The sequence below is a fragment of the Kribbella sp. NPDC050124 genome (genome assembly GCF_044460355.1).
Classification (GTDB): Bacteria; Actinomycetota; Actinomycetes; order Propionibacteriales; family Kribbellaceae; genus Kribbella.
This window is the reverse complement of the sequence record NZ_JBITJU010000003.1, coordinates 333,875-359,385: the sequence shown is the minus strand read 5'-3', so window position 1 is coordinate 359,385 and position 25,511 is coordinate 333,875. Positions and strand designations below refer to the sequence as shown.

Sequence of the window (25,511 nt, the reverse complement as noted above, 5' to 3'; positions counted from 1 at the left end):
GACGGGAGTTGCTGCGCTGGATGACGTGCCTCGCGCATGACATCCGGGTGCTGGTCGTTCTGCTGGCATCAGCCGCGTGTGTCGCCGGTCATGGCTTCGGCAGGCTTGCCGCGGCTCCCGGTCTCCACGGCAGTTTGCGCCAGTGCGTTGGGCCGTGATCCCGGTTCGCGCGCCGCCGAAGGCGGTCAAGGAACAGTCGCCGCGGAGCGGTGTCCGGTTTGCTTGAGTTTTACGTCGGGGTGCGGAGGGTGTTTAGGCCTTGCCAGAGGAGGTCTTGGAGGGTTCTGGCTACTTTTTGGGGGGTGGGTGGGGTGGGGGTGCGGCTGCGCCAGATGGCCAGGCGTTCGGTGGCGCCGGAGATGCTTTGGGCGACGATCTGGATCTCGTCCTCGTCGGGGGTGCGGCCGGGTGGGAGGTTCATCCGGACCATGGCGGCGATCAGGTCGATGAAGGCGGCGCGGACCTCGTCGGTGGCTGCGGCGGCGGGGCCGGCGGCTGGGTTGACGCCGAGCATGCCTTCGTCGATCAGGACCGACCACGCTTGCGGATGGTCGTCGAGGAACTCGAACCAGGCGACGAAGCCGGCGTACAGGGCGTCCTCGGCGTCCGGCGCCGCCATCACCGCGTCGGACACAGTGTCCAGCAACTGGGTCCGCAGTCGAGCGAGACAGGCGAGGAACAGGCCGTCCTTGGAGCCGTAGTACTGGTAGATCAGCGGCTTGGACACCCCGACCTCGGCGGCGACGTCGTCCATCGACGTGCCCTGGTAGCCGCGTTCGCCGAAGATCCGCTCGGCCGCCTCGAGGATCTCGCGTTCCCGGGCGGCCCGGTCCCGCCGCCGCTTGACCACCCCACCCGCGGGGTCGTCGGTCTGGGCAGAGGGCGTGGTGGAGGTCACTTGCGCAGTCTAACTGACTCCGAGTAACTTACTCCGAGTAAGTTCTTCTCGGCAGGCTGGAGGTCCCCGATGGCGCAGGAGAGCACTCACCACCGGATCGTCGTGGTCGGGACCGGGTTCGCCGGGATCGGGATGGCGGTCCGGCTCAAGCAGGCCGGGTACGACGATTTCGTCGTACTGGAGCGAGCCGGCGACGTCGGCGGGACCTGGCGGGACAACACCTACCCGGGCTGCCGGTGTGACGTCCCGTCGCACCTGTACTCGTTCTCCTTCGCGCCGAACCCGGAGTGGTCGTCGACGTTCTCCCCGCAACCCGAGATCGAGGACTACCTCCGCGACGTCACCGACCGGTACGGCGTCCGTCCGCACATCCGCTTCGGTCATGCGGTCGAGTCGGCGGAGTGGGAGGACGGCCAGTGGCGGATCCACACCAGTCAGGGTGAGTTCACTGCGCAGCTCCTGCTGTCGGGGATGGGGCCGCTCGCTGAGCCGACGTACCCGAAGTTGCCTGGTATCGAGTCGTTCGAGGGCTCGGTCTTCCACTCGGCTCGGTGGGACCACGATCTCGATCTCAGTGGTCGCAACGTGGCGGTGATCGGGACCGGTGCGTCGGCGATCCAGTTCGTGCCGGCGATCCAGCCTGAGGTCGAGGAGTTGCACCTGTTCCAGCGCACCCCGCCGTGGGTGATGCCGCGGCCGGACCGCAGGATCACCGCGGCCGAGAAGGCGGTCTTCCGCCGCTTTCCCCTGGTCCAGAAGGCGATCCGGGCCGGCATCTACTGGGGCCGGGAGTCGCTGGTGCTCGGGTTCGCCAAGCTGCCGGCGATCATGAAGCAGGCGCAGAAAGTCGCCGAGAAGCATCTCCGGCACCAGATCCGCGACCCGCTGCTGCGGGCGAAGCTGACGCCGGACTTCACGCTCGGCTGCAAGCGGATCCTGATCTCCGACGACTACTACCCGGCGATCGCGCAGCCCAATGTCGAGCTGGTCACTGACCACATCGCCGAGGTGACGCCGACCGGGATCGTCACCGCGGACGGCGTGAAGCACGAGGTCGACACGATCATCTACGGCACCGGGTTCCGGGTCACCGACCTGCCGGTGATGGACATGGTCCACGGTCGCGACGGCCTCTCCCTGCGCGAGGCGTGGTCCGACGGCATGGCGGCTCACCTCGGTACGGCGGTCGCCGGCTTCCCGAACTTCTTCCTGCTGATCGGCCCGAACACCGGCCTCGGGCACAGCTCGATGGTGTTCATGATCGAGTCCCAGATCGCTTACATCCTGGACGCGCTGAAGACGATGGACGCCGAGGGGCTGCGCGAGGTCGACGTGCGGCCGGAGGTGCAGCGGGCGTTCGTGGACGGCGTCCGGTCGTCGCTGCGCAACACGGTCTGGACTCGCGGCGGCTGCATGAGTTGGTATCTGGACTCGGAGGGCCGCAACACCACGATCTGGCCGTCGTTCACCTTCCGGTTCCGGCAGCTGACCCGCCACTTCGACGCGAGCGAGTATCAGACTCTCGCTATGTGACATCGATCGTGTTACATTCGATCAGTCAGATAGCCGGCTGATCGGAGGCGGTGCCGTGGTGGAACTGCTGGTTCCGATGCACGGGATCGGTGGCCGCGGCGACCTGCCGGTGCCGCTGTGGCTGGCGGTCTACTCCGCCGGCGCGGCCGTGGCTGTCTCCTTCTTCGCACTCGCCGCGTTCTGGTCCCGGCCGAAGTTCGACGCCGCCGGCGGCCGGCCGCTCGCGGTGCTGACGCGGATTGTCGACAATCGACAGGCTCGCGCACTGCTCAAGCTGGCCGGATTGGTCGCCTTCGCTTTGCTGCTCGGGACGGCCTGGTTCGGCAGCAGCTCGCCCGCCCTCAGCCCGGCGCCGACCTGGCTGTACGTCTGGAGCTGGGTCGGCATCATCCCGCTCGCACTCGTCTGCGGCCCGATCTGGCGACTCGCGAACCCACTTCGCACGATCGCAGGCCTGGTACGGCGTACGTCGTACCGGCGGCTGCCCGACGGGATCGCCTACTGGCCCGCGGTCGCCGGGCTCGGCGGCTTCCTCTGGCTGGAACTCGCGTATCCGGAAGGCTCGGATCCACTGGTCGTCGCCATCTTCGTCACCGGCTACGCCGCAGTGAATGTTGCCGCTGGCATCGTCTACGGACCGGGCTGGTTCCGGATCGGCGACACCATCGAGGTGTACGGCGAGGTGCTGGCGCGACTGAGTCCGCTCGGACGCGGCGCGGACCGCCAACTAGTGCTGCGGAACCCGCTCGCCGGCCTGGCCACAATGCCGCAGGAGCCGGGCATCGTCGGGCTGCTGTGCCTGCTGCTCGGGTCCACAGCCTTCGACGGCATCTCCCGCTCGTCGGCGTGGACCCAGTTGACCGGCGAGCTCGGCCGGACGCAGCACATCGCCGTACACACGCTGGGGTTGATCGCCTCGGTGGCCATCGTTTCGGTGCTCTTCGTCTGCGCGGCGCGGACGACCGGGGCGGTCCGCGTACGGCCGGGTGCGGTCGGGCGGGCTGGACTGCCGGGCGCGTTCGTGCACTCGCTGGTGCCGATCGCGATCGCGTATTCGGTGGCGCACTACTTCTCGTTCGCGATGTTCCAGGGGCAGGAGGGCGTGCTGCTCGCGACCGATCCGTTGGGGCGTGGGTGGGATCTGCTGGGGATCGGTGGGACGCGGATCGACTACGCGTTCCTGTCCACCGGGGTGATTGCGGGGGTCCAGATGGGTGCGATCGTGCTCGGACACGTACTGGGGGTCGTGTCCGCGCATGATCGCGCTGCCGAACTGTTCCGGCGGCGGCAGCTGCGACGGGCGCAGTACCCGATGCTCGCCGCGATGGTCGCGTTCACGGCCGGGGGGATCGCGTTGGTGTCGGCGTCATGATCGCGCTGCACCTGGGAGGGATCCCCGAGACGGCGATGGTGCTCGGCCCGATCCTGCTGATCGTCGCCCTCCTCCGGATCGCCCGCCGCAACGAGGCGACGTTGCCGGACGAGGAGCATGACGACTGGGATGCGGATCTGGGCGATCTGCCAGTCTCCAAAGATCTGCCAGTCTCCACGAAGGAACCGGCGGAGGGGCGGACGGAGGGGCCGACGGAGGGGCCGACGGACGGGCAGACGGGGGTCAGGCGGCCTGCAGGACGTACTGCTCGCTGACGCGAGTGGGAGTGCGGACGGCGAACTCGGCCAGCTGGGTGCAGCCGGCGGCGATCGCGGCGTGCAGCGTGGGCCACTGGTCGACGCACCAGTACGGGTCGTCGGGCTGGCGGTCGTTGTCGTCGTCGATGTCGGCGCACCAGCCGCCGGTGAAGGTGCGGTGGACGTGCAGTCGGAGGTTCATGGTCGGACGGGTTTCTCGGGCGACTGGATGGGTGGAATCAGAACGGAAGCGGCCGGCCGGACGGAGTACGCAGGTCGATCGTCTTGGTGGTGCGGCGGGTGCGCAGTGGTCTGCGGCGAAGCTGGATCTGTCGGCTCATCGTTCCGGTCCTTGCTGTGAAGAGACGCTGTGGTTTCTTAGATGAACATCCCAAGTCTTTGGTTCTGGCACATGCGGAAAATTACCGATATCGGTACCTACAGATCCCTTAGCCGATGCTCGGGGCTCACTGAGGGTTCGGAGAGGGTCCTAGGTCGGATCGGTCCCGCGAGGACTCAAATGCGCACTTTGGCGGTGCTCTGGCTGCCGACGAGTGGCCCGGCTACAGCTCGAAGCGACCGGTGACTCGGAGTGCGGCGTCCGCGTGATGGCGCCCGGTGGTGTGCGCGACGGCTTCGAGGACCAGGGGTACGTCGGACGGCTCGAGGTTCTGGAGTTCCTTGCCGAGCGCGACGGCATGCTTGACGCCGTCGGCGAGCGCACACGCGAGCCGGAGAACACTGCCTGCGGCCGGTGGTGCGTCGGTGTCCTTCGCGGTCGCGGTGACCGCGTCCCAGTCGACCGTCGCGATCGAGCAGATGGTGCCGTCAGGGCTCCAGCCGTGGTCGTCGGCGGTGATGCAGGCCGCCCGGAAGTCGCCTCGCTCCAGCCAATAGCGGTGGGTGATCAGCAGTTCGACGCCGGCCTCGACGTTCTCCATCCCGGCCGCCCAGCAGCGCAACATCGGGGCCAGCTGATCCGGCGTCAGTGTGGTGGTGTCCAGCTCCGCCATCGGACGAGGTCCTTTCCTGCCCTCCGCGATCTCGGAACCCCCAGTTCCGTCCCGCACCCCGGTACCCGGCGCCATGCGGAGCCGGGTGAGGAGTTGCTGAAGGCCTGGGGGGTTCGGGGGGCCGAAGTTCGGGCGGTGGGGGAGGGGACCAACAACACGAGCTTCTTCGTCGGGGGCGAGTTCGTGCTGCGGATCTACCGCAACACAACCGTCCCGGACTACGAGCACGCCGTACTGCGGGCGCTCGGCGGACTGCCGTTCGCGGTGCCGGTGCCGATCCCCGCTGACGACGGGTCGACCGTCGTACGGCGTGAGGTCGACGGCGAGCTGGTCACAGCCAGTCTGAGTCGGCGGATCCCGGGACAGCATCCGCAGCGCGGTGACGTCGTACAGGCTGAGGCTTGTGGCGCTGCGCTGGCCGAGCTGGACGAGGCTCTCGCCCGCCTTGACGCCAAGACGCTGCCGCCGCGGAACGAGTGGGACGGCGACCTCACCAAGGTGCACCGGCGGGTGCCCGACCCGGCCGCGCTGATCGCCAGTCTTGGGGGAGCCGTACGGCGGGAGCGGGTGCAGCGGATCTTCGCTGCCGTGCAGCCGAAGCGCGACCTGCCGCGAAGCATCATCCACGCGGACTTCTTCCCGACCAACGTGCTCATGGACGGCTCGCGGGTCATGGCCATCCTGGACTTCGAGGTCGCCGGACCTGCGTACCGAGCGCTGGATCTTGCCATCGGCATGGTGGCGTTCGGCAGGGCTGATGCGTTCCGGCGCGGCTACCTCGCGCGGCTTCCGTTGACCGACGCCGAGCAGCGCGCCGTACCAGAGCTCCAACTGTTGCGTGAGGCAACGAGCTTGGTTCACTGGTATGGGCGCCACCTCGAAGGACTGACCACCGCGGCCGACATCAGCGCACGAGTCGACCGCCTTCTCGAGCTCGAACGACGAACGGCCGTGAGAGAACAGTGATCCCCAGCGAGATCGCGGCCAACAGCGTGATCGTGACCGCGGTCGGCAACAGCTGGGCGAGACCGCCGGCGATCGCGGCCCCGATGCCCTGCCAGGTCATCCGCCCGGCTGACTCGACGCCTTGCACCTGACCGCGGACCGCGTCCGGCGTGAGCTCGAGCAGTTGTTCCTGGAGCGGCAGCGTCGCGGCGTACCCGGCGCTGGCGACGAATACGGCCGCTGCTGTCACGGCGATCGGCGGCTCGAAGACGAACAGCAGGTACGGCGCTGCCAGCAGCAACCGTAGTCCGAAGGCAGCGCGCCGCCGCTGCTCGCCGGTGAGCAACCGGCCGACGGTCAGGTCGCCAAGAAGCATCCCCGCTGATCCGGCGGCGAGCGGGATGCCTGCCTGTTCCGGGACGTAGGAGACGAAGAGCGCGGCACAGCCGACGATCAGCCCGTTCGGCACCCACAGATTCAGCAGCACCGCCCGCCGACCAGGTGACGAGAGCAGTACGACGTTCGTCGACCACGTCTGCCGCAGACCGGGTCGCGGCGTCAGCCGGATCGAATGCTCGCGGACCGTCGCAGCCACGACGACGAGCCCGACCCCGATCAGCGCTGTGGCGACCAGCAGCACCCCGGTCGGGTCCAACACTCGCAGGAGGACGGCGCCGACGGCGTACCCGAGGATCGCCATACCGCCCGAGGTGATGTTCATCAGCGAACGCGCCAGCGCATAGGACTCGGCTGGGATCACCTCGGCGAGCAAGCCCAGCCGCGTCCCGGTGCCGAGTGATTGGAAGAACCCGACGACGAGCAGCAGCAGGAACCGGATGGCCAACGGCAGCCCGGGAACTGCCTGTGCGGCGACGCCCAGCAGCGAAACGCCTTGCAGTACGACGAGAGTCCGCCGCGGTCGGCGCCCGTCCGCGACCGACATGAGGGTGAGTGCGCCGATCACGGTCGCGAAGGTCGCGCCGTACATGCTGACGGCTGTCAGGAACGGCGATCCGGTCTGAGCGTTGATCAGAGTGGCGAGGGCAAAGCCCGAGAGCGTGCTGGCGGCAACCAACAGCGTGAAGCTGACGTAGAGACCGGCGAACTCGCGATGACTGAGCAATGAGCGGTAGGAAGGCATGAAAAAAGCCTCCGAACGCACGCAGTGCCGCGTGATCCGAAGGCCGACAACCGTATTCTACTTCCCCCGGTTTGCCCGCTGGGCACCGGGCGGGTATGAGAGCCAAAGTGCTGAGTACGGTCCTGCTCGGGCTCCTGCTGATGGTGATGCCGGTGAGCGCCGCGGCGGCTCAGCCGGTCGCCGACCCGACGCCGAGTCCGACGCTCGGCTCGACCGAGTCGCCGAACCCGAACCCGCCGGGCGCCCAGGACTCGGACCCGGACGACTACACCGGCACGACCTGGGTCGTGATCGGCGTCGCGATCGTCGTGGTGATCGTCGCCGGTGGAAGCTTCGCCCTCTTCCGCAACCGTCGCGGATCGCAGGACGTGTCAGCCAAGTAGCCGAGCCAACGCCGCGCGGCGGTCGGCGTCTGGTCCGTCGATCGCCATCCGGCAGCGGCCGCCGGGGAGGCCCTGGAGGTCCAGTAGGTACTTGAGGTTGGCGATGCTGCCGTCGACCGTCTTCACCGCTGACTGGACGAGCGGCTGGTCGGTGTAGCCGGCGAGGAGTTGGGCGAACAGGGTGGGGAGCGCGCCGGCGTTGCCCGAGACGATCCCGGTGCCGCCGGCAACCATGACCTCGGGGAGCTCCGCGTCGTTGCCCGACCAGACCTCGAAGCCGGGCGGGGTCGCTTGCGTGTACGCCCGTACGACGTCTGTCCCGGCACCGCTGACCTTCACACCGACGATGCCGTTGATCGTCGCGATCCTGGTGAGCAACGCCGGTGGTACGACGGTCCCCGCGAGCGCCGTGAACACATAGACATACACGTCCGCCCCATCCGCCGTCGCTGCGCAACGCTCGAAGTGCTCGACGACTCGCTCGGGCCCGGCGGGGACGAAGTACGGCGTGATGACAGCCAACCGCTCAGCGCCCCGCCGCCGCGCCTCGGCCGTCAACCGGACAGCCTGCCTCGTCGTGGCGGCGCCGACGTGAGCGATCACCCGGGCAGGTCCAGCCACCTCCAACGCAGCCGAGATCACGTCGAGCCGCTCACCATCGTCGAGCGCCGGAAACTCCCCGTTGGTCCCCGCCACAAACACCGCCGGCACCCCACCGCCGACCACATGCTCGACCAGAGCCCGCACACCCCCAAGATCCACGTGATCAGCTTGGTCGAAGGGCGTGGTCAACGCAGCGGCGATCATGCAAAGAGCCTATTGCAATCGTTTGCGAGAAGAAAGGACAGGACCTTCGGTCGCGGCTGATCTTCGGCCACCGGCGACATCCCGGTCTGGTCGTCGAGTTGTGGGTTTTGGCTGATCACGGACGCCGATTCCGACCAAAATCCACGACTCGACGAGGGACTGTGCGCTGAGGTGTGGTGCCGCGAGCGTGGGATCACGGGAGGCGGTCTGACGGAGGTGGTCGGCGGCGGGTGGTTGTTCTGTGCTGCGACGGGCTCGAGCGCGCCGGCGTGAGTTGGTTCCCCGCCGACGCGTGGGCCTGTGTGACGTTTGCGGCTCGAAGGACTGTCTGCCGCGGAGGCGGTGGCCGTAGTTCGACGGCTCGGTCCGCGGTTGAGCCAAGCGGCGGCTGGTCGTAGGAGAGCGCCAGTGGCTGGTCCGGCCGTCCGACGTTCGAGGGGCTATCCACTCAAATGGTGGGTTCTCTGCTCGTATACGAGTAGAGAACCCGTAAGACGAGTGGTTATCCCGACCGCCCTGCGCCGGCTGGTACGACTCGGATTTCTGTGTGCGGCGGCGCGCCTGCGCGCATCCGCCGGGGTTTCCGTGCCGCTCGGGGTTGGCTCGTGGCGTCGGTCGCCGGTTAGAAGCCGGTGATGGCTAGGTCGTCCAGGTCGTAGGTGAGGTTGTTGTGGACGGCGACCACGCCGGGGATGTGGGCGACGGTGTAGCCGGCGTGTTCGGCTCGGCTGCGGAAGGTGAGGGAGCCGTCGAGGATGACGACGCCGTGGTCGACCTGGACGGTGACGGGGGCGGGGGATCGGGCGGGGCGCTGGACGTCAGGGGTGAGGAGAGCGTGGATTTCGGCGATCAGGCTTTGGTCGGACCGTTGGTAGACGCTGAGCAAGTCGCGCGCGGTCAGTACGCCGATCAATCGCATGTCCTCATCGACGACGCATAGCAAAGGCTGTGAGTGGGCCAGTCGTGCCGCCGCCCGGCCGATCCGGGTGTCGCCGTACACAGTGGTCGGTGGTCCCGTCATCAAGTCCCCGGCGGTCAGGGCCGCAGACTGCCGCCATCGGTTCCGTGCCTTGGCTCCGCCGAGGAGTGGCCGTGGATCGTTGCCGCCGTGGAACTCCAGCTTGGCGACCAGGGCTTCCTCGGTGACGAGACCGACCGGCCGATCGGTGTCGTCGACCACCGGGACTGCCCCAGCGTCACTGGCCAGCAACGCACAGACAACGTCCTTGAACATGGTCTCCCGCCGCACCGTCACCACGGTGCGATTCATGACCCCCGAAACCCGAAGCTCCCCCATACCGCACACCCTTCAAGCACTTCGAGCGTACTCTCAGCTACCCGGTAGAGGGGAGGGCGGCCTTGGGATCGAGGCCGAGCTCCTCGTAGGCGACGGCCTCGATCTCGCGGGCCATCGCCTCGCGGAACGCGGCGACCAGGGCCTGGCCGGCGAGCGGGATGATGTTCTCCAGGGTGCGCTGGATCTCCGGCCAGCCGTCCGCCGGGAGCCCGGCGTCGGCGAACTCGCGCCACACCGTGCTGCGGAACAGCTCGACGTAGATCTTGGCGACCGCGTCGGCCTGGGTGAACAGTTTCGGCAGCATGTCGAAGATCGCCTGCATCGGGACGCCGAGCTTGATCACCTCGAGCCCGGTGCGGAGCAGGTCGGGGTTCGGGATCCGGAGCCGGCCGTCCTCCTGGCGCTCGGCGATCCCGAGTTCGACCAGCCGGTCGATCACCGCCGGGTCGTGCGGTACGCCGGCCCGCTCGGCGAGCTGGAACTCGTCCAGCACCTCGGGCTCCGCCGGGGTCCACGGGTTCACCAGCGTCTCGAACACGCCCAGCGCGAGCGCGCCGTCCGGTAGCTCGCTCATCATCCGCTCGACCGCGGCCAGCGTGTAGCCCTTGCCGAGCAGCTCGCGGACGAGCGTCAACCGCGCGACGTGGTCGGCGCCGTAGTACCCGGTCCGTCCGACCAGCCGGGGCGGCGGGATCAGGCCGCGTCCGGCGTACGCCCGCACGTTGCGGACCGTCATGCCCACCTTCGCGGCGAGCTGGTCGACGGTGAGCTCCTCGTCTCGTGTCTCCACGCTTGACAGTCTTCCAGACCCGACGTTACATAGGAGATGTAACATACTGCATGGTGCATAGCCAATGTGAAGGAGCACCCCTGATGGCGATCCCGTTGGCGACCACCGGTACGGCGACCTTCGACCAGATCGCGATCGTCACCGGACTCGTCTCGTTGCTGTACGGCGCACTCGCCGTACTCCTGTGGCGGGAACGGACCGGACGCGTCACGCTGGTAGGACGGCTTGCGGACACCATCGGGAGACTGGACGGAGTCCCCCGATGGGCCGCGCTGACGCCGTACCTGCACGCGGTCTCGTTGCTCGCCTGCGCCTTCGGGGTGTGGTGGGACATCGCGGTGCACATCGCCCGCGGTCGCGACACCGGCCCGTTCGGCACACCGGCGCACTACCCGATCTTCTTCGGGATCCTCGGCGTGATCGTGTCCGGCGTACTGCCGATCGCCCTCGCCCGCAAGCCGCTGCCGGCCCGCACGCTGAAGCTGACCAAGGGCTGGCGGATCCCCTGCAGCGCCGCGCTGGTCACCGTGTGCGGGACGTTCGCCCTCGTCGGCTTCCCGATGGACGACGTCTGGCACCGGCTGTTCGGCGAGGACGTCACGCTGTGGGGTCCGACCCACCTGCTGATGATCGGCGGCGTCGTGCTGTCGATCTTCGCCCGCCTGCTGGCCATCGCCGAGGTCGAGCAGTTGATGGGCCCGAACAAGCGCCGCCTGTTCCAGGAGCTCGTCTCGGTCGGCGCGCTGCTGATCGCGTGGGACCTGTTCAGCACCGAGTTCAACTACGGCGTGCCGCAGTTCCCGCTGGTCCTGCACCCGATCCTGATCGCCTTCGGCGCTGCCCTCGCCTTCACCGTGCTGCGGGCTCGACGCGGCCCCGGTACGACGTTCGCCGCGCTGGCCGTCTACCTGGTCATCCGCGGTGGCATCGCCTGGGCGGTGGACCAGCCGCTCGGCGGGATCCTCGGTCACTTCCCGCTGCTGATCGTCGAGGCAGTCCTGGTCGAGGCCGTCGCGCTTGCTCTGGGCAACAAGAACCGCTTCCGCCTGGGGATCGTCGCCGGGGGCCTGATCGGTTCCGTCGGCGTGGTCGCGGAGTACGCCTGGAGCCACGTCTGGATGCCGATCCCGTGGCCGTCGTCGATGCTCCCGCCGGCCATCGGGTACGGCGTCCTGGCCGGTATCGGAGCCGGGATGGTCGGAGCCTGGCTCGCCACCCGGTACGCCGAAGTGGCCGGGGAGGAGCGTGCGACGGGGATTCGGAGCGTGCGCCCGGTCGCGGTCCGCCGTACTCATCAACTCGGGGCCGTCGGGCTGGCCGTCGTACTCGGGACTGTCTTCTTCTGCGTGCCGCGGTCGGCTGATCCGGGCGTGTCCGGGACCGTGTCGTTGGAGCGGGTGGCCACGGGGGCCGAGCCGACGGCGTACGTCACGGTCAAGCTGGAGCCGGCCGACGCCGCCGAGGGCGCACGGTGGTTCGAGGCGATGGCCTGGCAGGGTGGCGGGTTCGTCACCCACCGGATGGAGAAGGTTGCTGACGGCACCTACCGGTCGGCGGACGCGGTGCCGATGTACGGCAAGTGGAAGTCGATGATCCGGCTGCACCAGGGGCAGCGGGACCTGGTGTCGATGTGGGTGTACGCGCCGGCGGACGCCGCGATCGAGAAGCCGGCCGTGCAGGTCTCGGACGGCCGGACGGTCGAGTTCATCGACGAACAGCAGGTGTTGCGCCGCGAGGAGCGGACGGACGTGCCACGATGGATGTGGAACGGCGGCTACGCCCTGCTCGGCGTGGTCGGCCTGCTGGAGATCGCCGGGATCGCCTGGCTGGTCGGACGCGGCGCCCGCGGTGGCCGCCTGCGCGCCGCCCACCTCACGGCCGGTGAAAGGGAACGGGAGACTGCGTGACGATCCAGGCGGAACGGTCGGACGTGACCACGACCGACGGGCTCAGGCTGAACGTGGAGACGACCGGACCGCAGGACGCGCCGGTGACGGTCCTGCTCGTCCACGGCTGGACCTGCTCGACCAGGTCCTGGCACAACCAGGTCGAGACGCTTCCACAGATCCTGGGGGAGGACGCCGTACGCGTCGTCACCTACGACCACCGTGGTCACGGACGGTCGGAAGCGGCGCCGGTCGGATCGACGCGGATCGAGCAGTTGGCCGACGACCTGATGACCGTGCTGGACACCGTTGTCGGCGATGGCCCGGTCGTGTACGCCGGTCACTCGATGGGCGGGATGACGTTGATGGCGCTCGCGGACCAGCGTCCCGAGCTGTTCGGCTCCCGGATCAAGGCCGCGGCGTTGGTCAGTACGACGTCCGGCCAGGCGAGCTCTGGTGCGTTGGGCATCCCCAAGCGGTTCGATACGGCTGCGGCGGCGTTCGCTCCTCGTGCGGTGAACCTCGTGGGTTCCCGGGTAGAACGCAAGGCCCGCCGGGCGGCACGGGTCGCGGCAGCGCATCGTAGGAGGGCCCTCGAGACGGCGGCCGCCCGGCTGCAGCGTCCGGCGCTTCGCCAGATGGTGTTCGGCAAGAAGGTCGACCCGGCCGAGGTGGACCTGTTCCTCGCGGACTTGGCCGTCGTACCGGGACCGTCGTACGGCGGCTTCTTCGAGGCGATCCTGCAGCACGACCGCGGTCACGCGCTCAAGGTGCTCGACCAGCTCCCGGTCGAGATCATGCACGGCACCCGCGACCGCCTCCTGCCACCCCGCCACGCGAACCGCATGGCCGCAGAGCTCCCCACCGCCCGCCTCTGGATGTACCCAGGCGCCGGCCACATGCTCATGCAGGAACGCCCCCGCGACGTAACCCACCGCCTCGCCTCCCTGGCCCGCAAGGTCAAGGCCTGAAAGTAACCTCGGCGCAGGTTACGCTGCGCTGTGCTCAAGCGAACGACCATCGTGACACTGGCCCTTGCCCTGTCAGTGCCGGCCTGCGCCGCTCAGGAGCGAGCAACGAGTGGTGAGCCGACAAGCAGTAGTGAACGGCCGCCGCCCTCGCTGGCTTCGGCAACGCCCAAGCCATCCGCATCACGTCAGGTTGTCGAGGTTCGATCGCCGGAGTTCCAAGCCAAGTGGTGGACGTGGGCGACGTCGCCGGAAGAGATCAACCCGGTGACAGACTCGACCGGCGCCCACTGCGCCAGGGGGCAGGCCGGCGGTGTATGGCTGGTGGCCGGGAGCTTCGGCGGGACCGTACATCGGCGGTGCACCGTCCCGGCGGGCATGCCGATCGCAGGTCCGCTCGTGAACCTGGCCTCGACCGACGCGGACGACTGCGACGGATTCGTCGGTTCGGCCACCGGAACGGTGTCGACCGACCCGGCGCCCAAGGTGACTGCGGTCGACACGACGCGATTCGAGTTCGTCGCCGCCGCCGGGAACCCGGCCGGGTTCCCGGCGGGCCGGAACAGGGTTTTCGGCTGTGGCATCTGGTTCACTGCCGGGCCGTTCGAGCCAGGTCAGCATCGGCTGGTGCTGAAAGGACGCCAGGGCAGCTTCTCCGTCCAGGCGACCTACGACCTGACCGTCAAGGGCACCCGGCGGCGGGGACGCTGACCGTGTGCCTACTTCAACTGGCCTCGGATGGCGCCGCCCGGGAAGGTCGCGTTGTGCACGTTGACGTAGTAGGCCTTCGGGTCGGCGGTGATGCCGGCGGCGAGGTCGGTGCTGATCGTGGTGCAGCCGGATGACGGGTTCGTGGCCACGGTCAGCGGGATGACGACGGGGCCGGCGATGTGGCGCGGGGCGAGGTGGACGTGCGCGGCGGTCGGGGTCTCGATGTTCTCCCAGCTCAGGGTCCAGCAGAAGCTGGTGCCCTCGAGCGTGTAGCTGAAGAACCCGTGCCCGTCCGGATCGGCGGCGGCTGCTTCCTGCTCGCCGTTCAGCGGGATCGCGGGCGCGGCGGTCGCGGTCGGTAGGCCGAATGCGGCGGCCGCGAGTACGACGGCGGCTGCGGTGATACCGGTGCGTGCTGACATGGTGCCCCTCCTGGCGGTGAGGTGGATCCTCACTTCGTTACACGTACGAAGACCCGGAACGGTTCATCGTCATGAGAATCGCGTCACGGTCGGGCGGGCCGCTCTCGCCTAGGGTGACGGGGTGCAGAATCTTCTGTCTGATGTGGTGGTTGTCGATCTGACCCGGGCGCTGGCCGGGCCGCATGCCGCGATGATGCTGGGTGATCTCGGGGCGCGGGTGATCAAGGTGGAGACGCCTGCGGGCGGGGACGACAGCCGGGGCTGGGGACCGCCGTTCGTCGAGGGCGAGTCGACGTACTACCTGTCGGCCAACCGGAACAAGGAGTCGGTGACGGCCGACCTGAAGTCGGACGACGGCAAGGACCTCCTGACCAAGCTGGTCCGGCGCGCCGACGTGCTGATCGAGAACTTCCGGCCCGGCGTGCTCGACCGGCTCGGGTTCTCGGCCGAGCGGCTGCACGAGCTCAACCCGGGTTTGGTGATCCTGTCGATCACCGGGTTCGGCCACGACGGTCCGGATGGCGGCCGGGCCGGGTACGACCAGATCGCGCAGGGCGAGGGCGGTCTGATGAGCATCACCGGCGCGGTCGAGCCCACGAAGGTCGGTGTGCCGATCGCGGACCTGCTGGCCGGCATGTACGGCGCCTACGGTGCGCTGGCCGCGTTGCACGAGCGGTCGATCACCGGCAAGGGCCGAGTCGTCCGGACCAGTCTGCTGGCCTCGGTGGTCGGGGTGCACGCATTCCACGGGACGAAGTGGACGGTCGCCGGCGAACTGCCCGAGCGGGTCGGCAACCACCATGCGCAGATCGCGCCGTACGGGCTGTACCGGACCAAGGACGACATCGTGCAGGTCGCGGTCGGGAGTGAGGGCCAGTGGCGGACGTTCGCGCCGATCGTCGGGCTGGACCCGGCGGACACGCGGTTCGCGGTCAACGCCGACCGGGTGGCGCATCGCGCCGAGCTCACTGCCGCGATCGAGGCTGCCTTCGCCACCGAGCCTGCCGACGTGTGGCTTGAAAGGCTTGCGGACAAGGGGATTCCGGCCGGGAAGGTCCGTGACTTCCAGCAGGTCTACGAGTGGGAGCAGACGCTCTCCCAGGGCCTGTTGATCGACGTCGAGCACCCGACGCTCGGCAAGATCCAGCTGCCCGGTCCGCCGCTGCGCTTCGACGACCAGCCGTACGCCGGTGCCCGGGAGACCAACCTGCCGCCGCCGCGACTCGGCGAGCACAACGAGTCGGTCAGAGCCTGGCTGGAGTCCGACTAGAAGACGCCCGTACGACGAGCTCTGGCCGGATCAACGTCTTCCGCGGCCGTTCGGCGCCACTCCGGAGTCGCTGGAGCAGCAGGTCGACGGCAGTCGAGCCGACCTCGGCTGCCGGGAGGCGGACGGTGGTCAGCGGTGTCTGCAGGTAGGCCGCGTACGGATGGTCGCCGTACCCGGTGATCGCCACATCGTCGGGGACGGCGAGACCGTGCTCGGCCAAGAGGCGGAGCAGCCGAGGGCGAAGTAGTCGTTCCCGGTGACGATGGCGTCCGGATGGTCGTCGTGCAGGAGTGACTGGGCGAAAGCTCGAGCTGGCCGCGAACGCGTCGTACTGGGACGGGGCGCCGCAGCTGAGCAAGCTGGAGTTCGTGAACATCCCCGAGGTGGCCGGGCGGATCACCGCGCTGGAGAACGGCGAGGTCGACGTCCTGACCCAGATCCCGCCGGACCAGGTCGGGTCGGTCAAGGGCGGTGACGGGATCAGCTACTCGACCACGCCGAGTTGGACGTACTACTTCGACTGGTTCAACTCGAACCGGAAGCCGTTCAACGACAAGCGGGTCCGGCAGGCGATGTGGCACGCGCTCAACCTGGAGGGCACGATCAAGGATCTGTTCGGCGACCTGGCCACGGTGGCGCAGGCTCCGCTCGCGCAGGGCGTGATCGGTGCGCCGAAGCTGGCGCTGTACAGCTACGACCCGGCGAAGGCGAAGCAGTTGCTGACCGAGGCGGGCTACCCGAACGGGTTCAGTACGTCGATGCAGTGGCCGCTGGAAGGTGGTCCGAACATCCGGGCGCTGGCGCAGGCGATGATCTCGGACTGGGCGAAGATCGGCGTCACCGTGAAGCCGCTGGAGAAGGAACGCGCCCAGTGGCTGGAGGACTTCGGCAAGCTCAACTGGGACATGAACCTGCAGACCAACGTCACCGGCACCGGCGACGCCGACTACACCCTCGCCCGCCTCTACGTCTGCTCCGCCAAGCGCAACGGCTACTGCAACCCCGCGCTCGACAAGCTCCTCCTGGACGCCCGGTCGTCCGTCGACCAGTCCGAGCGCCCCAAGCTGTACCAGGACGCCGGCCAGATCCTCTGGACCGACGCGGTCGGCATCTTCCCCGCCGACCTGGCCTCGAACTCCGCCGTGCGGTCCCGGGTCCGCGACTTCACGATGCCGCCGAGCGGACGGCCGTTGTTCGCGAAGGTGACCGTCTCCGGGAGCTGAGGCACGGACCGCCATCCCTTCCATCCAGATCGAATAGCTGCCGTCTGCAACCGCCAAGCATGAAGCTGGGTCACGGTTGAGCCCTGGGACGTGGTGAGGGGTTGACGGCGGCCTGGGCGCGGTCTAGCGTCTGGGAAATCGATTTCTCGTAGCGGAGAAGGATGGTGGGATGGCGGACGGTGCCGGGCTGGTGCGGATGGCGGGCATCGGGAAGCGGTACGGCGGCGTGCAGGCCTGCCGGGACGTGGACTTCACGCTCGGCGCGGGCGAGGTGCACGCCCTGCTCGGCGAGAACGGCGCCGGCAAGTCCACGCTGATGAAGATCCTCTCCGGCGACGTCACCGAGTACGACGGCACGATCGAGATCAACGGCGACCCGGTGCACTTCGGCGGACCCACCGACGCCCAGGCGGCCGGGATCGCGATGATCCACCAGGAGCTCGACCTGGTTCCCGGCCTGTCCATCGCCGACAACATCTTCCTCGGCCGCGAGCTCCGGACCAGGCTCCGGACTGTCGACCGCCGGACGATGGACCGCGAGTCCCGCGCGCTCCTAGAGCGCAGCGGCGTCAAACTCGACCCGCACCGGCCGGTCGGCGAGCTGCGCGTCGGCGAGCAGCAACTCGTCACCATCGCGAAGGCGATCTCCCTCGACGCCCGCGTGCTGATCATGGACGAGCCCACCTCCGCCCTCACCACGTCCGAGGTCGAGCGCCTCTTCGACGTGATCCGCGAACTGCGCAGGTCAGGCGTCGGCATCGTCTACATCTCGCACCGGATGGAGGAGATCGCGCAGGTCGCCGACCGCGCGACCGTCCTGCGCAACGGCCAGGTCGTCACCAGCTTCGACCCCCGCAAACTCAGTACGGCGGAAGTGGTCGAGGCGATGGTCGGCCGCCCGGTCCAGACCATGTTCACCACCCCCGACGCCGACACCGGCGACGAGCTCCTCCGCGTCGAGCACCTCGCCCTGAAGGCACGGCGTCCGCGACCCGGCCGCCGCGACCCCGAGGGCATCTCACTGACCGTCCGTTCCGGCGAGATCGTGGGCCTGGCCGGCCTGCTCGGCGCCGGCCGCACCGAGCTCCTGGAGACCCTGTACGGCGTCGCGCCCGCAGGCACCCAGTCCGGCCGGATCCTCTTGCAGGGCAAGGAGATCCGCCCACGCAGTCCACGTCAGGCGCTTGCCCACGGCATCGGGTTCGTCCCGGAGGACCGGCGCGTGTCCGGACTCGTCCTGTTCCACTCGATCCTCGCGAACACGGTCGTCTCGAGCCTCCCGTCGTACGGGCGGCTCGGCGTGATCGCGCGCCGGATGGAACGGGCGGCCTCGGTGCGGATGGCGGACCGGTTGCGGCTCAAGTTCGGCCGGCTGCAGGACGAGGTCGGCACGCTGTCCGGCGGCAACCAGCAGAAGGTCGTGTTCGGCCGGATGCTGCTGACCGAGCCGCGGTTGCTGCTGCTGGACGAACCGACCCGCGGCGTCGACGTCGGCGCCAAGGCCGAGATCTACCGGTTGCTCGGCGAGCTGGCCGGCCAGGGTCTCGGCGTACTGCTGGCCTCGTCCGAGCTGCCCGAGCTGATCGGCGTCTGCGATCGGGTCGTCGTCCTGCGGGACGGACGGGACGTGGCCGCGTTCAGTACGGCGGACTCCGGCGAGGGCGATCTGCTCGCCGCGGCGATGGGACAGGGCGCAGTGTTCGAGGAAGTCGGAGGAGTGCAGTGACCGACGTGCAGGACAAGCCCGCGGTGGCGTTTGCCCGGGACAAGGGTGGTGTGGTCGCCACGCTGTTCCGGTTCCAGAGCGTGTTCGGGCTGCTCGCGGTGTTCGTCGCGGCGATCATCTTCTCGCCACGCAAGGACGGCGAGATCCTGTTCATCAGCGCGGACAACCTGGCCAACGTGGTCCGGGCGGTGTCCGAGATCGGCATCATCGCGGTCGGGATGACGTTCGTCATCCTGATCGGCGGCATCGACCTGTCCGTCGGCGCCGTGCTCGGGCTGGCCGCGGTCGGGTCCGCCGTACTGATGGTCGAGAACGACTGGGGTTTCCTGCCGTCCGTGCTGCTCGTGCTCGCGATCGGCCTCGTCTTCGGCGCGCTGCAGGGCGCCGCGACCGCGATGATCGGGATCCAGTCGTTCATCGTCACCCTGGCCGGCTTGCAGATAGCCCGTGGCCTGGCCCGGATCTGGTCCGACGGGCAAGGCGTCGCGATCGCGTACGGCGATGGGCCGCATGAGGCGCCGGCATCGTTCGCGATCCTGGGTGAACGCACCTTCGGCGGGCTGGTCCCGATCCCGGTGCTGATCTTCGCCGTGGTCGCCATCGCAGCCGTCGTGTTCCTGCGGGTCAGCGCGTTCTCCCGGCACCTGTACGCCGTCGGCGGGAACGAGAAGGCGGCGCGACTGTCCGGCGTACCCGTGGTGCGGGTGAAGATCGCGGTCTTCGCGATCTGCGGACTGCTCGCGTCCCTGGCCGGCGTGGTGCACGCCGTCCAGCTGAACCAGGGCAGCCCGAACGACGGGATCGGCTACGAGCTCGACGCGATCGCCGCGGTGGTGATCGGCGGCACCAGCCTGGCCGGTGGGCGCGGCTCGGTCGCCGGGACCGTGGCCGGCGCGCTGCTGCTCGGCGTACTGAACAACATCCTTGCCCTGAACAACATCGACTCCAACATCCAGCTGCTGATCAAGGGACTCGTGATCGTTGCCGCCGCCGCGCTGCAGCGACTGCGTCCCGCCTCGTGAGGAAGGTTCCCCGTCATGCGCTCTCCGCGAATTCCCCTCGCCGCCGCGGCCGTCGCCGCGCTGGTGCTCGCCGGCTGTGGTACGACCAGCGAACGGACGGCGGACTCGCCGGCCGCCGGTGAGTCGAAGTCCTGCCAGGGCGCCGACGGCAAGTACACGATCGGGATGAGCCAGGCGAACGTGGCCGAGCCGTACCGGCAGCGGATGGACGACGACATCCGGGCCGCGGCCAAGGAGGTGCCGCAGTTCGACGTGAAGTTCGCCGACGCGGCGCAGGACAACGCCAAGCAGGTCGCCGACGTGGAGAACTACATCACCCAGCAGATCGACCTGCTGATCATCAGCCCGAACGAGGCGAGACCGCTGACCGCGGTGGTGCAGAAGGCCTACGACAAGGGCATCCCGGTGATCGTGCTGGACCGCAAGGTCGAGGGTGACGCGTACACCGGCTTCATCGGCGGTGACAACGTGCAGATCGGGTCCGAGGCGGGCAAGTACGTCGCCGAGAAACTGCTGCCGTCCGGCGGGACCGTCGTCGAGTTGAAGGGCCTGGCCGGCGCGACGCCGCAGGCCGAGCGGCACCAGGGCTTCGTGGACGCGATCAAGGCGAACCCGAAGATCAAGATCGTCGCCGACGCCAGCGGCGACTGGCTGCGGGAGAAGGGCCAGGCGCAGATGGACGCGCTGCTGAAGGCGAACCCGAAGATCGACGTGGTGTACGCGCACAACGACCCGATGGCCGAAGGCGCGTACCTGGCCGCGAAGGCGGTCGGCCGGGAGAAGGAGATGAAGTTCCTCGGCATCGACGCGCTGCCGATCCCGTCCGGCGGCATCAAGGCGGTCGAGCAGGGCCGGCTCAGCGCCACCTTCACCTACCCGACCAACGGCAAGGAAGCGATCGCCGCCGCCAAGAAGCTGCTGGTCGACTGCGGCACGATCGAGAAGTCCCAGATCCTGCCCACCCGCCTGATCGACAAGGAGAACGCGGCCCAGATCTATGCTGAGGAGAACCCGACCGGGTGACGCGTCCGGCGCCCCGGGGCCGTGCACTTTACGAACACAATCTTCGGGGTTTACCACTGGCGTGAGAGGATCACCCGCGTGACTGCCTTGCCGAGTGTTTCGTACTCCATCACCGTTCGCCTCGAGGTACCCGCGGGTGGCTCGACGGTGAGCAAGCTGACGACCGCGGTCGAGCACGCCGGCGGTCTGGTCACCGCGCTCGACGTGACCGCGTCCGGTCACGAGCGGCTCCGGATCGACGTCACCTGCGCCGCGGCCGACACCGAGCACGCCGGCCGGCTGGTCGAGGCCATGCGCGCCGTCCCCGGGGTCGAGATCGGCCGGGTCTCGGACCGGACCTTCCTGATGCACCTCGGTGGCAAGATCTCGATGGAGGCCAAGCACCCGATCCGCAACCGTGACGACCTGTCGATGATCTACACGCCGGGTGTCGCGCGGGTCTGCCTGGCGATCGCGGCCAACCCCGACGACGCCCGCCGGCTGACGATCAAGCGCAACAGTGTCGCGGTCGTCACCGACGGTTCCGCCGTCCTCGGCCTGGGCAACATCGGGCCGAAGGCCGCGCTGCCGGTGATGGAGGGCAAGGCGGCGCTGTTCAAGCGGTTCGCCGGGATCGACGCCTGGCCGCTGTGCCTGGACACCCAGGATCCGGACGAGATCGTCCAGATCGTGAAGGCGATCGCGCCCGGGTTCGCCGGCATCAACCTGGAGGACATCTCCGCGCCGCGCTGCTTCGAGATCGAGGCCAAGCTGCGCGAGGAGCTGGACATCCCGGTGTTCCACGACGACCAGCACGGTACGGCGGTCGTCGTGCTCGGCGCGCTCTACAACGCGCTGCGCGTGGTCGGCAAGGACATCGGCAGCGTGCGCGTGGTGCTGTCCGGCGCCGGCGCGGCCGGAACGGCGATCCTGAAGCTGCTGCTCGCGGCCGGAGTGAAGGACACCTGCGTCGCGGACATCGGCGGCGTGATCCACCCGGAGCGCGACGGCCTGTCGCCGGAGCTGCGCTGGATCGCGGAGAACACCAACGCGGCGAAGTACAGCGGCGACCTGAAGGGCGCGCTGGCCGGGGCGGACGTGTTCATCGGGGTGTCGGCGCCGAACATCCTGACCGGTGCGGACATCGCCACCATGAACGACGACGCGATCGTGTTCGCGCTGGCGAACCCGGTGCCGGAGGTCGACCCGACCGAGGCGGGCGAGCACGCCGCGGTGGTGGCCACCGGCCGGAGCGACTTCCCGAACCAGATCAACAACGTGCTGGTCTTCCCGGGCGTTTTCCGCGGTCTGCTCGACGCGCAGTCGTCGAAGGTGTCGATCGAGATGGAGCTGGCTGCCGCCAAGGCGCTGGCCGGTGTCGTCACCGACGACGAGCTGAACGCGACCTACATCGTGCCGAGCGTCTTCCACCCGGAGGTGCACACGATGGTCGCGCACGCGGTCCGCGACGCCGCGGGCGGCAGGGCGCCGGCGCACGAGCACTACCCGGACGACTCGCCGGCGTGACGGTCTCGGTGGCGGGGGCGACCGGCTCGCGGATCAAGGTCTGGGCGTGGCGGATCGGTTTCGTCGCGGCTGTGGCGCTGCAGCTGTACGGCGTCTACACGCCGCGGGAGGCCGGTCCGCACGTCGGGATCCCCGGGATCGACAAGGTCGCGCACCTGTTCCTGTTCGGGTCGGTCGCGTTCCTCGGGCTGATGATCCGGATCCCGGCGCGCTGGTTGCTCGGAGCACTGGTCGCGAACGCGATCGTCAGTGAGCTGGTGCAGTACTGGGTGCTCCCGCAGCGCGACGGCGACCCGTTCGACGTCCTGGCGGACTTGGCCGGAGTGGCTGTCGGCGCTTGGCTGGCCTTCCGTGTGCTCCGTCGTACGCCATGATGGGTGCATGACGGCCTCGACCCTGACCGGTTCGCTGCTGGTGGCGACACCGCTGCTCGACGAGCCGCCCTTCCGCCGCTCGGTGATCCTGTTGCTGGACCACGACGACGACGGCGCACTCGGGGTGGTGGTGAACCGCGCTGCCGACCTGGCCGTCGAGCGCGTGCTGCCGAACTGGTCAACCACGGTCAACGAGCCCGGCGTGCTCTTCATGGGCGGTCCGGTCGGTACGGACAGTGCCCTCGCGGTCGCGGAGGTGATCGAGTCCGCCGACCCGCCCGGGTGGCGGGAGTGTTTCGGCCGGATCGGGCTCATCGATCTCGACGTACCGCCGGCGCTGCTGGAGGGGGCGATCCAGCGGATGCGGATCTTCGCCGGGTACGCCGGCTGGTCCAGCGGTCAACTCGAGGGCGAGATCACCGAAGGCGCCTGGTACGTCGTCGAGTCCGAGCCCGACGACGTCTTCAGCCTGCACCCGGACACGCTGTGGCGCCGGGTCCTGCGCCGCCAGAACGACCAGATGGCCTACCTCGCGACCTACCCCGACGACCCGACCCTGAACTGAGCGCTACTCGTCGCCGCCCTCGTCGTCACCCGGGTTGAGCGAGTCCCAGATCTCCTTGCACTCCGGGCAGACCGGGAACCGCTGCGGGTCCCGGCTGGGCACCCAGACCTTGCCGCAGAGCGCGACCACCGGCGTGCCCATCACCATCGCCTCGGTCAGCTTGTCCTTCGGCACGTAGTGCGAGAACCGCTCGTGATCGCCGGGCTCTGCCGGCGACGGCTGGGTGCGCTCGTCGACGACCGTCTCGGCACCGGGGGTCAACTGAGTACTCATGCCCCCGAGTGTAGGCCGCCTCACCAGCCGATCAGGAACTTTCCGCACAGACTGCCCGTACCCCGACATGCCGGTCGGCAGTTGTCCTCGGCGTCAGGTAACGTTCCTGCACGGCCGACAGTCGACTAACGGGGGAGTATGCCGTCCGTGGATTCGCACGCGCCCGCCACACCAGCCGTGCTTCCTCCGGCCTACCCGGACCGCGCCGCGTGGGGTACCGCGAGCAAACTGCGCGCCTGGCAGGCGGAGGCACTCAAGCTCTATCTCGACACCAACCCGCGGGACTTCCTCGCGGTGGCGACACCGGGAGCCGGCAAGACCACCTTCGCGCTCACCGTGGCCGCCGAGTTGCTGCACCGGCGGCAGATCGAGCGGGTCACCGTAGTGACGCCGACCGAGCACCTGAAGGTCCAGTGGGCCGAGGCGGCCGACCGGGCCGGGATCGCGATCGACCCGGCGTTCGCCGGCCGGCGCGGCAAGACCAACAAGGACTTCCAGGGCGTCGCGGTCACCTATGCCGGGATCGCGGTGAACCCGCTGGCGTTCCGGGTCCGGACCGAGCGGTTCAAGACGCTGGTGATCCTGGACGAGGTGCACCACGGCGGCGACGCGCTGAGCTGGGGTGACGGCGTCCGGGAGGCGTTCGAGCCCGCGACCCGGCGGCTCTGCCTGACCGGTACGCCGTTCCGCAGCGACGACAACCCGATCCCGTTCGTCACCTACGAGGAGGGCCCGGGCGGCGTCGCCCGGAGCAAGGCGGACTACACCTACGGGTACGGTCACGCGCTGCGCGATCACGTCGTACGCCCGGTGATCTTCATGTCGTACTCGGGTGAGATGCGCTGGCGGACGAAGGCCGGCGACGAGGTGGCGGCGCGGCTCGGCGAGCCGCTGACCAAGGACCTGACCGCTCAGGCGTTGCGGACGGCGCTCGACCCGGCCGGCGAGTGGATGCCCGCGGTGCTGGCAGCCGCGGACAAGCGGCTGACCGAGGTACGGCGGCACATGCCGGACGCCGGCGCTTTGGTGATCTCCGGTGACCAGAACACGGCCCGGGCGTACGCGAAGACCCTGCGCGAGCTGACTGGCGAGGCGCCGACCGTCGTCCTGTCCGACGAGAAGGCGGCCAGCAAGAAGATCGCGAAGTTCTCCGAGGGCGAGTCGCGGTGGATGGTCGCGGTCCGGATGGTCTCCGAGGGAGTCGACGTACCGCGGCTGGCGGTCGGGGTGTACGCGACGCCGACGTCGACGCCACTGTTCTTCGCGCAGGCGGTCGGCCGGTTCGTCCGGGCCCGGAAGCGGGGTGAGACGGCGTCGGTGTTCGTGCCGTCGGTGACCCGGCTGCTGAGTTTCGCCGCCGAGATGGAGGTCGAGCGCGACCACGTGCTGGGCCGGAAGAACTCGAACGAAGACGGCGACATCTTCGCCCTCGAGGACGACCTGATCAAACAGGCGAACCAGACCGAGGGCGCCAGCGACGAGCTGGAGGCGAAGTTCGAGGCGCTCGGGTCGGACGCGAGCTTCGACCGGGTCGTGTTCGACGGCGGTGACTACGGGACCGGCGGCGACATGGCGTCGGACGAGGAGCTCGACTTCCTCGGGCTGCCGGGGCTGCTGGAGCCGGACCAGGTGCGGGAGCTGCTGAAGAAGCGCCAGGCGAAGTCGATCGCCGCGCAGAAGCGGTCCCAGCGTGGTTCCGCGGAGTCGCCGGGGCGTGAGGATCCGACCCCGACCGAGCTGGCCACCCACGAGCAGATCGCGCTGCTGCGCCGCGAGCTGAACGGCCTGGTCGCCGCCTGGCACCACCGCACCGGACAGCCCCACGGCGTCATCCACAACGACCTCCGCCGCAAGTTGGGCGGCCCCGCCGCAGCTCACGCCTCGTCGATCCAGCTCAAGGAGCGCATCGAGCTGATCCGCGACTGGGCTGCGCAGCGACGCGCCTGAACCAACTGCTCGACACCCCGCCCCGGAGTCTCGGGGCGGGGTGTTCTGCGTGCGCGAGGTCTTGACGGGCTGCGGATGGGGCTGCAAGCTTCGGTTACCGCCCCGCAAGAAATTAGCAAGAGAATGAAAAAAGCTCTTGAGGGTGCGGCGTCCGCCCCC

Annotated in this window: 27 protein-coding genes; 17 read left to right on the top strand and 10 right to left on the bottom strand. The window is 69.0% G+C overall.

All coding sequences use genetic code 11. The annotated features are described in order from the left end of the window. Positions 1-229: 229 nt before the first annotated feature. The gene (locus tag ACIBL3_RS11475; RefSeq protein WP_396353197.1) at positions 230-898 is read right to left on the bottom strand and encodes a TetR/AcrR family transcriptional regulator; all 669 of its coding nucleotides are present in this window, start codon (positions 896-898) and stop codon (positions 230-232) included. A 69-nt stretch (positions 899-967) separates the two neighbouring features. Here ACIBL3_RS11475 and ACIBL3_RS11470 point away from each other — a divergent pair, with 69 nt between their 5' ends. Genes ACIBL3_RS11470 through ACIBL3_RS11460 form a run of 3 tightly spaced genes read left to right on the top strand, consistent with a single transcriptional unit; the run spans position 968 to position 4,078 of the window. After that, positions 968-2,431 (top strand): flavin-containing monooxygenase, encoded by a 1,464-nt coding sequence (locus tag ACIBL3_RS11470; protein ID WP_396353196.1) that lies wholly within the window; start codon positions 968-970, stop codon positions 2,429-2,431. 58 nt (positions 2,432-2,489) lie between these two features. Further along, positions 2,490-3,803, top strand: coding sequence for a hypothetical protein (locus tag ACIBL3_RS11465; protein WP_396353195.1), 1,314 nt, complete (start codon positions 2,490-2,492; stop codon positions 3,801-3,803). Next, entirely contained in the window at positions 3,800-4,078 is a 279-nt protein-coding gene (locus tag ACIBL3_RS11460) for a hypothetical protein (protein ID WP_396353194.1), read from the top strand. The genes ACIBL3_RS11465 and ACIBL3_RS11460 overlap by 4 nt, the downstream gene beginning before the upstream one ends. Here ACIBL3_RS11460 and ACIBL3_RS11455 read toward each other — a convergent pair. Together ACIBL3_RS11455 and ACIBL3_RS11450 are read right to left on the bottom strand one after the other, a co-directional pair. Then, the gene (locus ACIBL3_RS11455) at positions 4,047-4,262 is read right to left on the bottom strand and encodes a hypothetical protein (protein ID WP_396353193.1); all 216 of its coding nucleotides are present in this window, start codon (positions 4,260-4,262) and stop codon (positions 4,047-4,049) included. The genes ACIBL3_RS11460 and ACIBL3_RS11455 overlap by 32 nt on opposite strands. Positions 4,263-4,623: 361 nt before the next feature. Beyond that, on the bottom strand, positions 4,624-5,073 hold the full coding sequence (locus ACIBL3_RS11450; protein WP_396353192.1) for a hypothetical protein: 450 nt from the start codon (positions 5,071-5,073) through the stop codon (positions 4,624-4,626). Positions 5,074-5,208: 135 nt separating this feature from the next. Here ACIBL3_RS11450 and ACIBL3_RS11445 point away from each other — a divergent pair, with 135 nt between their 5' ends. Further along, the gene (locus tag ACIBL3_RS11445) at positions 5,209-6,039 is read left to right on the top strand and encodes a phosphotransferase enzyme family protein (RefSeq protein WP_396353191.1); all 831 of its coding nucleotides are present in this window, start codon (positions 5,209-5,211) and stop codon (positions 6,037-6,039) included. On the opposite strand, the gene ACIBL3_RS11440 is transcribed toward ACIBL3_RS11445, so the two are convergent. Then, positions 5,978-7,159, bottom strand: a complete 1,182-nt coding sequence (locus tag ACIBL3_RS11440; protein ID WP_396353190.1) for a hypothetical protein — start codon at positions 7,157-7,159, stop codon at positions 5,978-5,980. The genes ACIBL3_RS11445 and ACIBL3_RS11440 overlap by 62 nt on opposite strands. Positions 7,160-7,254: 95 nt before the next feature. On the opposite strand from ACIBL3_RS11440, the gene ACIBL3_RS11435 reads away from it, so the two are divergent. Then, positions 7,255-7,542, top strand: a complete 288-nt coding sequence (locus ACIBL3_RS11435) for a hypothetical protein (RefSeq protein ID WP_396353189.1) — start codon at positions 7,255-7,257, stop codon at positions 7,540-7,542. Here ACIBL3_RS11435 and ACIBL3_RS11430 read toward each other — a convergent pair. The 3 genes from ACIBL3_RS11430 to ACIBL3_RS11420 all read right to left on the bottom strand — a co-directional run bounded on the left by ACIBL3_RS11430 (position 7,531) and on the right by ACIBL3_RS11420 (position 10,436). Beyond that, a complete protein-coding gene (locus tag ACIBL3_RS11430; protein ID WP_396353188.1) occupies positions 7,531-8,349 on the bottom strand; it encodes a dihydrodipicolinate synthase family protein in 819 nt (272 codons plus the stop codon). The two genes, ACIBL3_RS11435 and ACIBL3_RS11430, sit on opposite strands and share 12 nt — an antisense overlap. Before the next feature lie 622 nt (positions 8,350-8,971). After that, a complete protein-coding gene (locus ACIBL3_RS11425; protein ID WP_396353187.1) occupies positions 8,972-9,619 on the bottom strand; it encodes a CBS domain-containing protein in 648 nt (215 codons plus the stop codon). Between the two features lie 64 nt (positions 9,620-9,683). Next, positions 9,684-10,436 carry a MerR family transcriptional regulator gene (locus ACIBL3_RS11420; RefSeq protein ID WP_396353186.1) on the bottom strand — a complete coding sequence of 251 codons (753 nt, stop codon included), beginning with the start codon at positions 10,434-10,436 and terminating at the stop codon, positions 9,684-9,686. An 83-nt stretch (positions 10,437-10,519) separates the two neighbouring features. Between ACIBL3_RS11420 and ACIBL3_RS11415 the strand changes: the two genes are divergently transcribed. From ACIBL3_RS11415 to ACIBL3_RS11405, 3 genes are all read left to right on the top strand, one after another. Beyond that, entirely contained in the window at positions 10,520-12,343 is a 1,824-nt protein-coding gene (locus ACIBL3_RS11415) for a hypothetical protein (RefSeq protein WP_396353185.1), read from the top strand. Continuing rightward, positions 12,340-13,293 carry an alpha/beta fold hydrolase gene (locus tag ACIBL3_RS11410; RefSeq protein WP_396353184.1) on the top strand — a complete coding sequence of 318 codons (954 nt, stop codon included), beginning with the start codon at positions 12,340-12,342 and terminating at the stop codon, positions 13,291-13,293. The genes ACIBL3_RS11415 and ACIBL3_RS11410 overlap by 4 nt, the downstream gene beginning before the upstream one ends. Positions 13,294-13,668: 375 nt before the next feature. Further along, positions 13,669-14,001, top strand: coding sequence for a hypothetical protein (locus ACIBL3_RS11405; RefSeq protein ID WP_396353183.1), 333 nt, complete (start codon positions 13,669-13,671; stop codon positions 13,999-14,001). Positions 14,002-14,009: 8 nt separating this feature from the next. On the opposite strand, the gene ACIBL3_RS11400 is transcribed toward ACIBL3_RS11405, so the two are convergent. Next, positions 14,010-14,423, bottom strand: a complete 414-nt coding sequence (locus tag ACIBL3_RS11400; RefSeq protein ID WP_396353182.1) for a CHRD domain-containing protein — start codon at positions 14,421-14,423, stop codon at positions 14,010-14,012. 121 nt (positions 14,424-14,544) lie between these two features. Between ACIBL3_RS11400 and ACIBL3_RS11395 the strand changes: the two genes are divergently transcribed. Beyond that, entirely contained in the window at positions 14,545-15,693 is a 1,149-nt protein-coding gene (locus ACIBL3_RS11395; RefSeq protein ID WP_396353181.1) for a CaiB/BaiF CoA transferase family protein, read from the top strand. On the opposite strand, the gene ACIBL3_RS11390 is transcribed toward ACIBL3_RS11395, so the two are convergent. Beyond that, positions 15,668-15,913, bottom strand: a complete 246-nt coding sequence (locus ACIBL3_RS11390; protein ID WP_396353180.1) for a substrate-binding domain-containing protein — start codon at positions 15,911-15,913, stop codon at positions 15,668-15,670. The genes ACIBL3_RS11395 and ACIBL3_RS11390 overlap by 26 nt on opposite strands. Before the next feature lie 70 nt (positions 15,914-15,983). On the opposite strand from ACIBL3_RS11390, the gene ACIBL3_RS11385 reads away from it, so the two are divergent. The 7 genes from ACIBL3_RS11385 (at position 15,984) to ACIBL3_RS11355 (ending at position 23,132) form a co-directional block, all read left to right on the top strand. Next, entirely contained in the window at positions 15,984-16,916 is a 933-nt protein-coding gene (locus ACIBL3_RS11385; protein WP_396353179.1) for an ABC transporter substrate-binding protein, read from the top strand. Between the two features lie 169 nt (positions 16,917-17,085). Then, the gene (locus ACIBL3_RS11380) at positions 17,086-18,642 is read left to right on the top strand and encodes a sugar ABC transporter ATP-binding protein (protein ID WP_396353178.1); all 1,557 of its coding nucleotides are present in this window, start codon (positions 17,086-17,088) and stop codon (positions 18,640-18,642) included. Further along, positions 18,639-19,664, top strand: coding sequence for an ABC transporter permease (locus tag ACIBL3_RS11375; protein WP_396353177.1), 1,026 nt, complete (start codon positions 18,639-18,641; stop codon positions 19,662-19,664). The genes ACIBL3_RS11380 and ACIBL3_RS11375 overlap by 4 nt, the downstream gene beginning before the upstream one ends. 15 nt (positions 19,665-19,679) lie before the next feature. Continuing rightward, positions 19,680-20,687, top strand: a complete 1,008-nt coding sequence (locus ACIBL3_RS11370) for a substrate-binding domain-containing protein (RefSeq protein ID WP_396353176.1) — start codon at positions 19,680-19,682, stop codon at positions 20,685-20,687. 78 nt (positions 20,688-20,765) lie between these two features. Next, positions 20,766-22,193, top strand: a complete 1,428-nt coding sequence (locus ACIBL3_RS11365) for an NAD-dependent malic enzyme (RefSeq protein WP_396353175.1) — start codon at positions 20,766-20,768, stop codon at positions 22,191-22,193. Next, on the top strand, positions 22,190-22,567 hold the full coding sequence (locus ACIBL3_RS11360) for a VanZ family protein (RefSeq protein ID WP_396353174.1): 378 nt from the start codon (positions 22,190-22,192) through the stop codon (positions 22,565-22,567). The genes ACIBL3_RS11365 and ACIBL3_RS11360 overlap by 4 nt, the downstream gene beginning before the upstream one ends. A gap of 7 nt (positions 22,568-22,574) precedes the next feature. Continuing rightward, positions 22,575-23,132: a YqgE/AlgH family protein gene (locus tag ACIBL3_RS11355; protein WP_396353173.1), complete on the top strand. Its 558-nt coding sequence runs from the start codon at positions 22,575-22,577 to the stop codon at positions 23,130-23,132. Between the two features lie 3 nt (positions 23,133-23,135). On the opposite strand, the gene ACIBL3_RS11350 is transcribed toward ACIBL3_RS11355, so the two are convergent. Next, complete coding sequence (locus ACIBL3_RS11350; protein ID WP_396353172.1) at positions 23,136-23,405, bottom strand: DUF3039 domain-containing protein; 270 nt, start codon at positions 23,403-23,405, stop codon at positions 23,136-23,138. 147 nt (positions 23,406-23,552) lie between these two features. Here ACIBL3_RS11350 and ACIBL3_RS11345 point away from each other — a divergent pair, with 147 nt between their 5' ends. Beyond that, positions 23,553-25,352, top strand: a complete 1,800-nt coding sequence (locus tag ACIBL3_RS11345) for a DEAD/DEAH box helicase (protein WP_396353171.1) — start codon at positions 23,553-23,555, stop codon at positions 25,350-25,352. Positions 25,353-25,511: the final 159 nt, after the last annotated feature.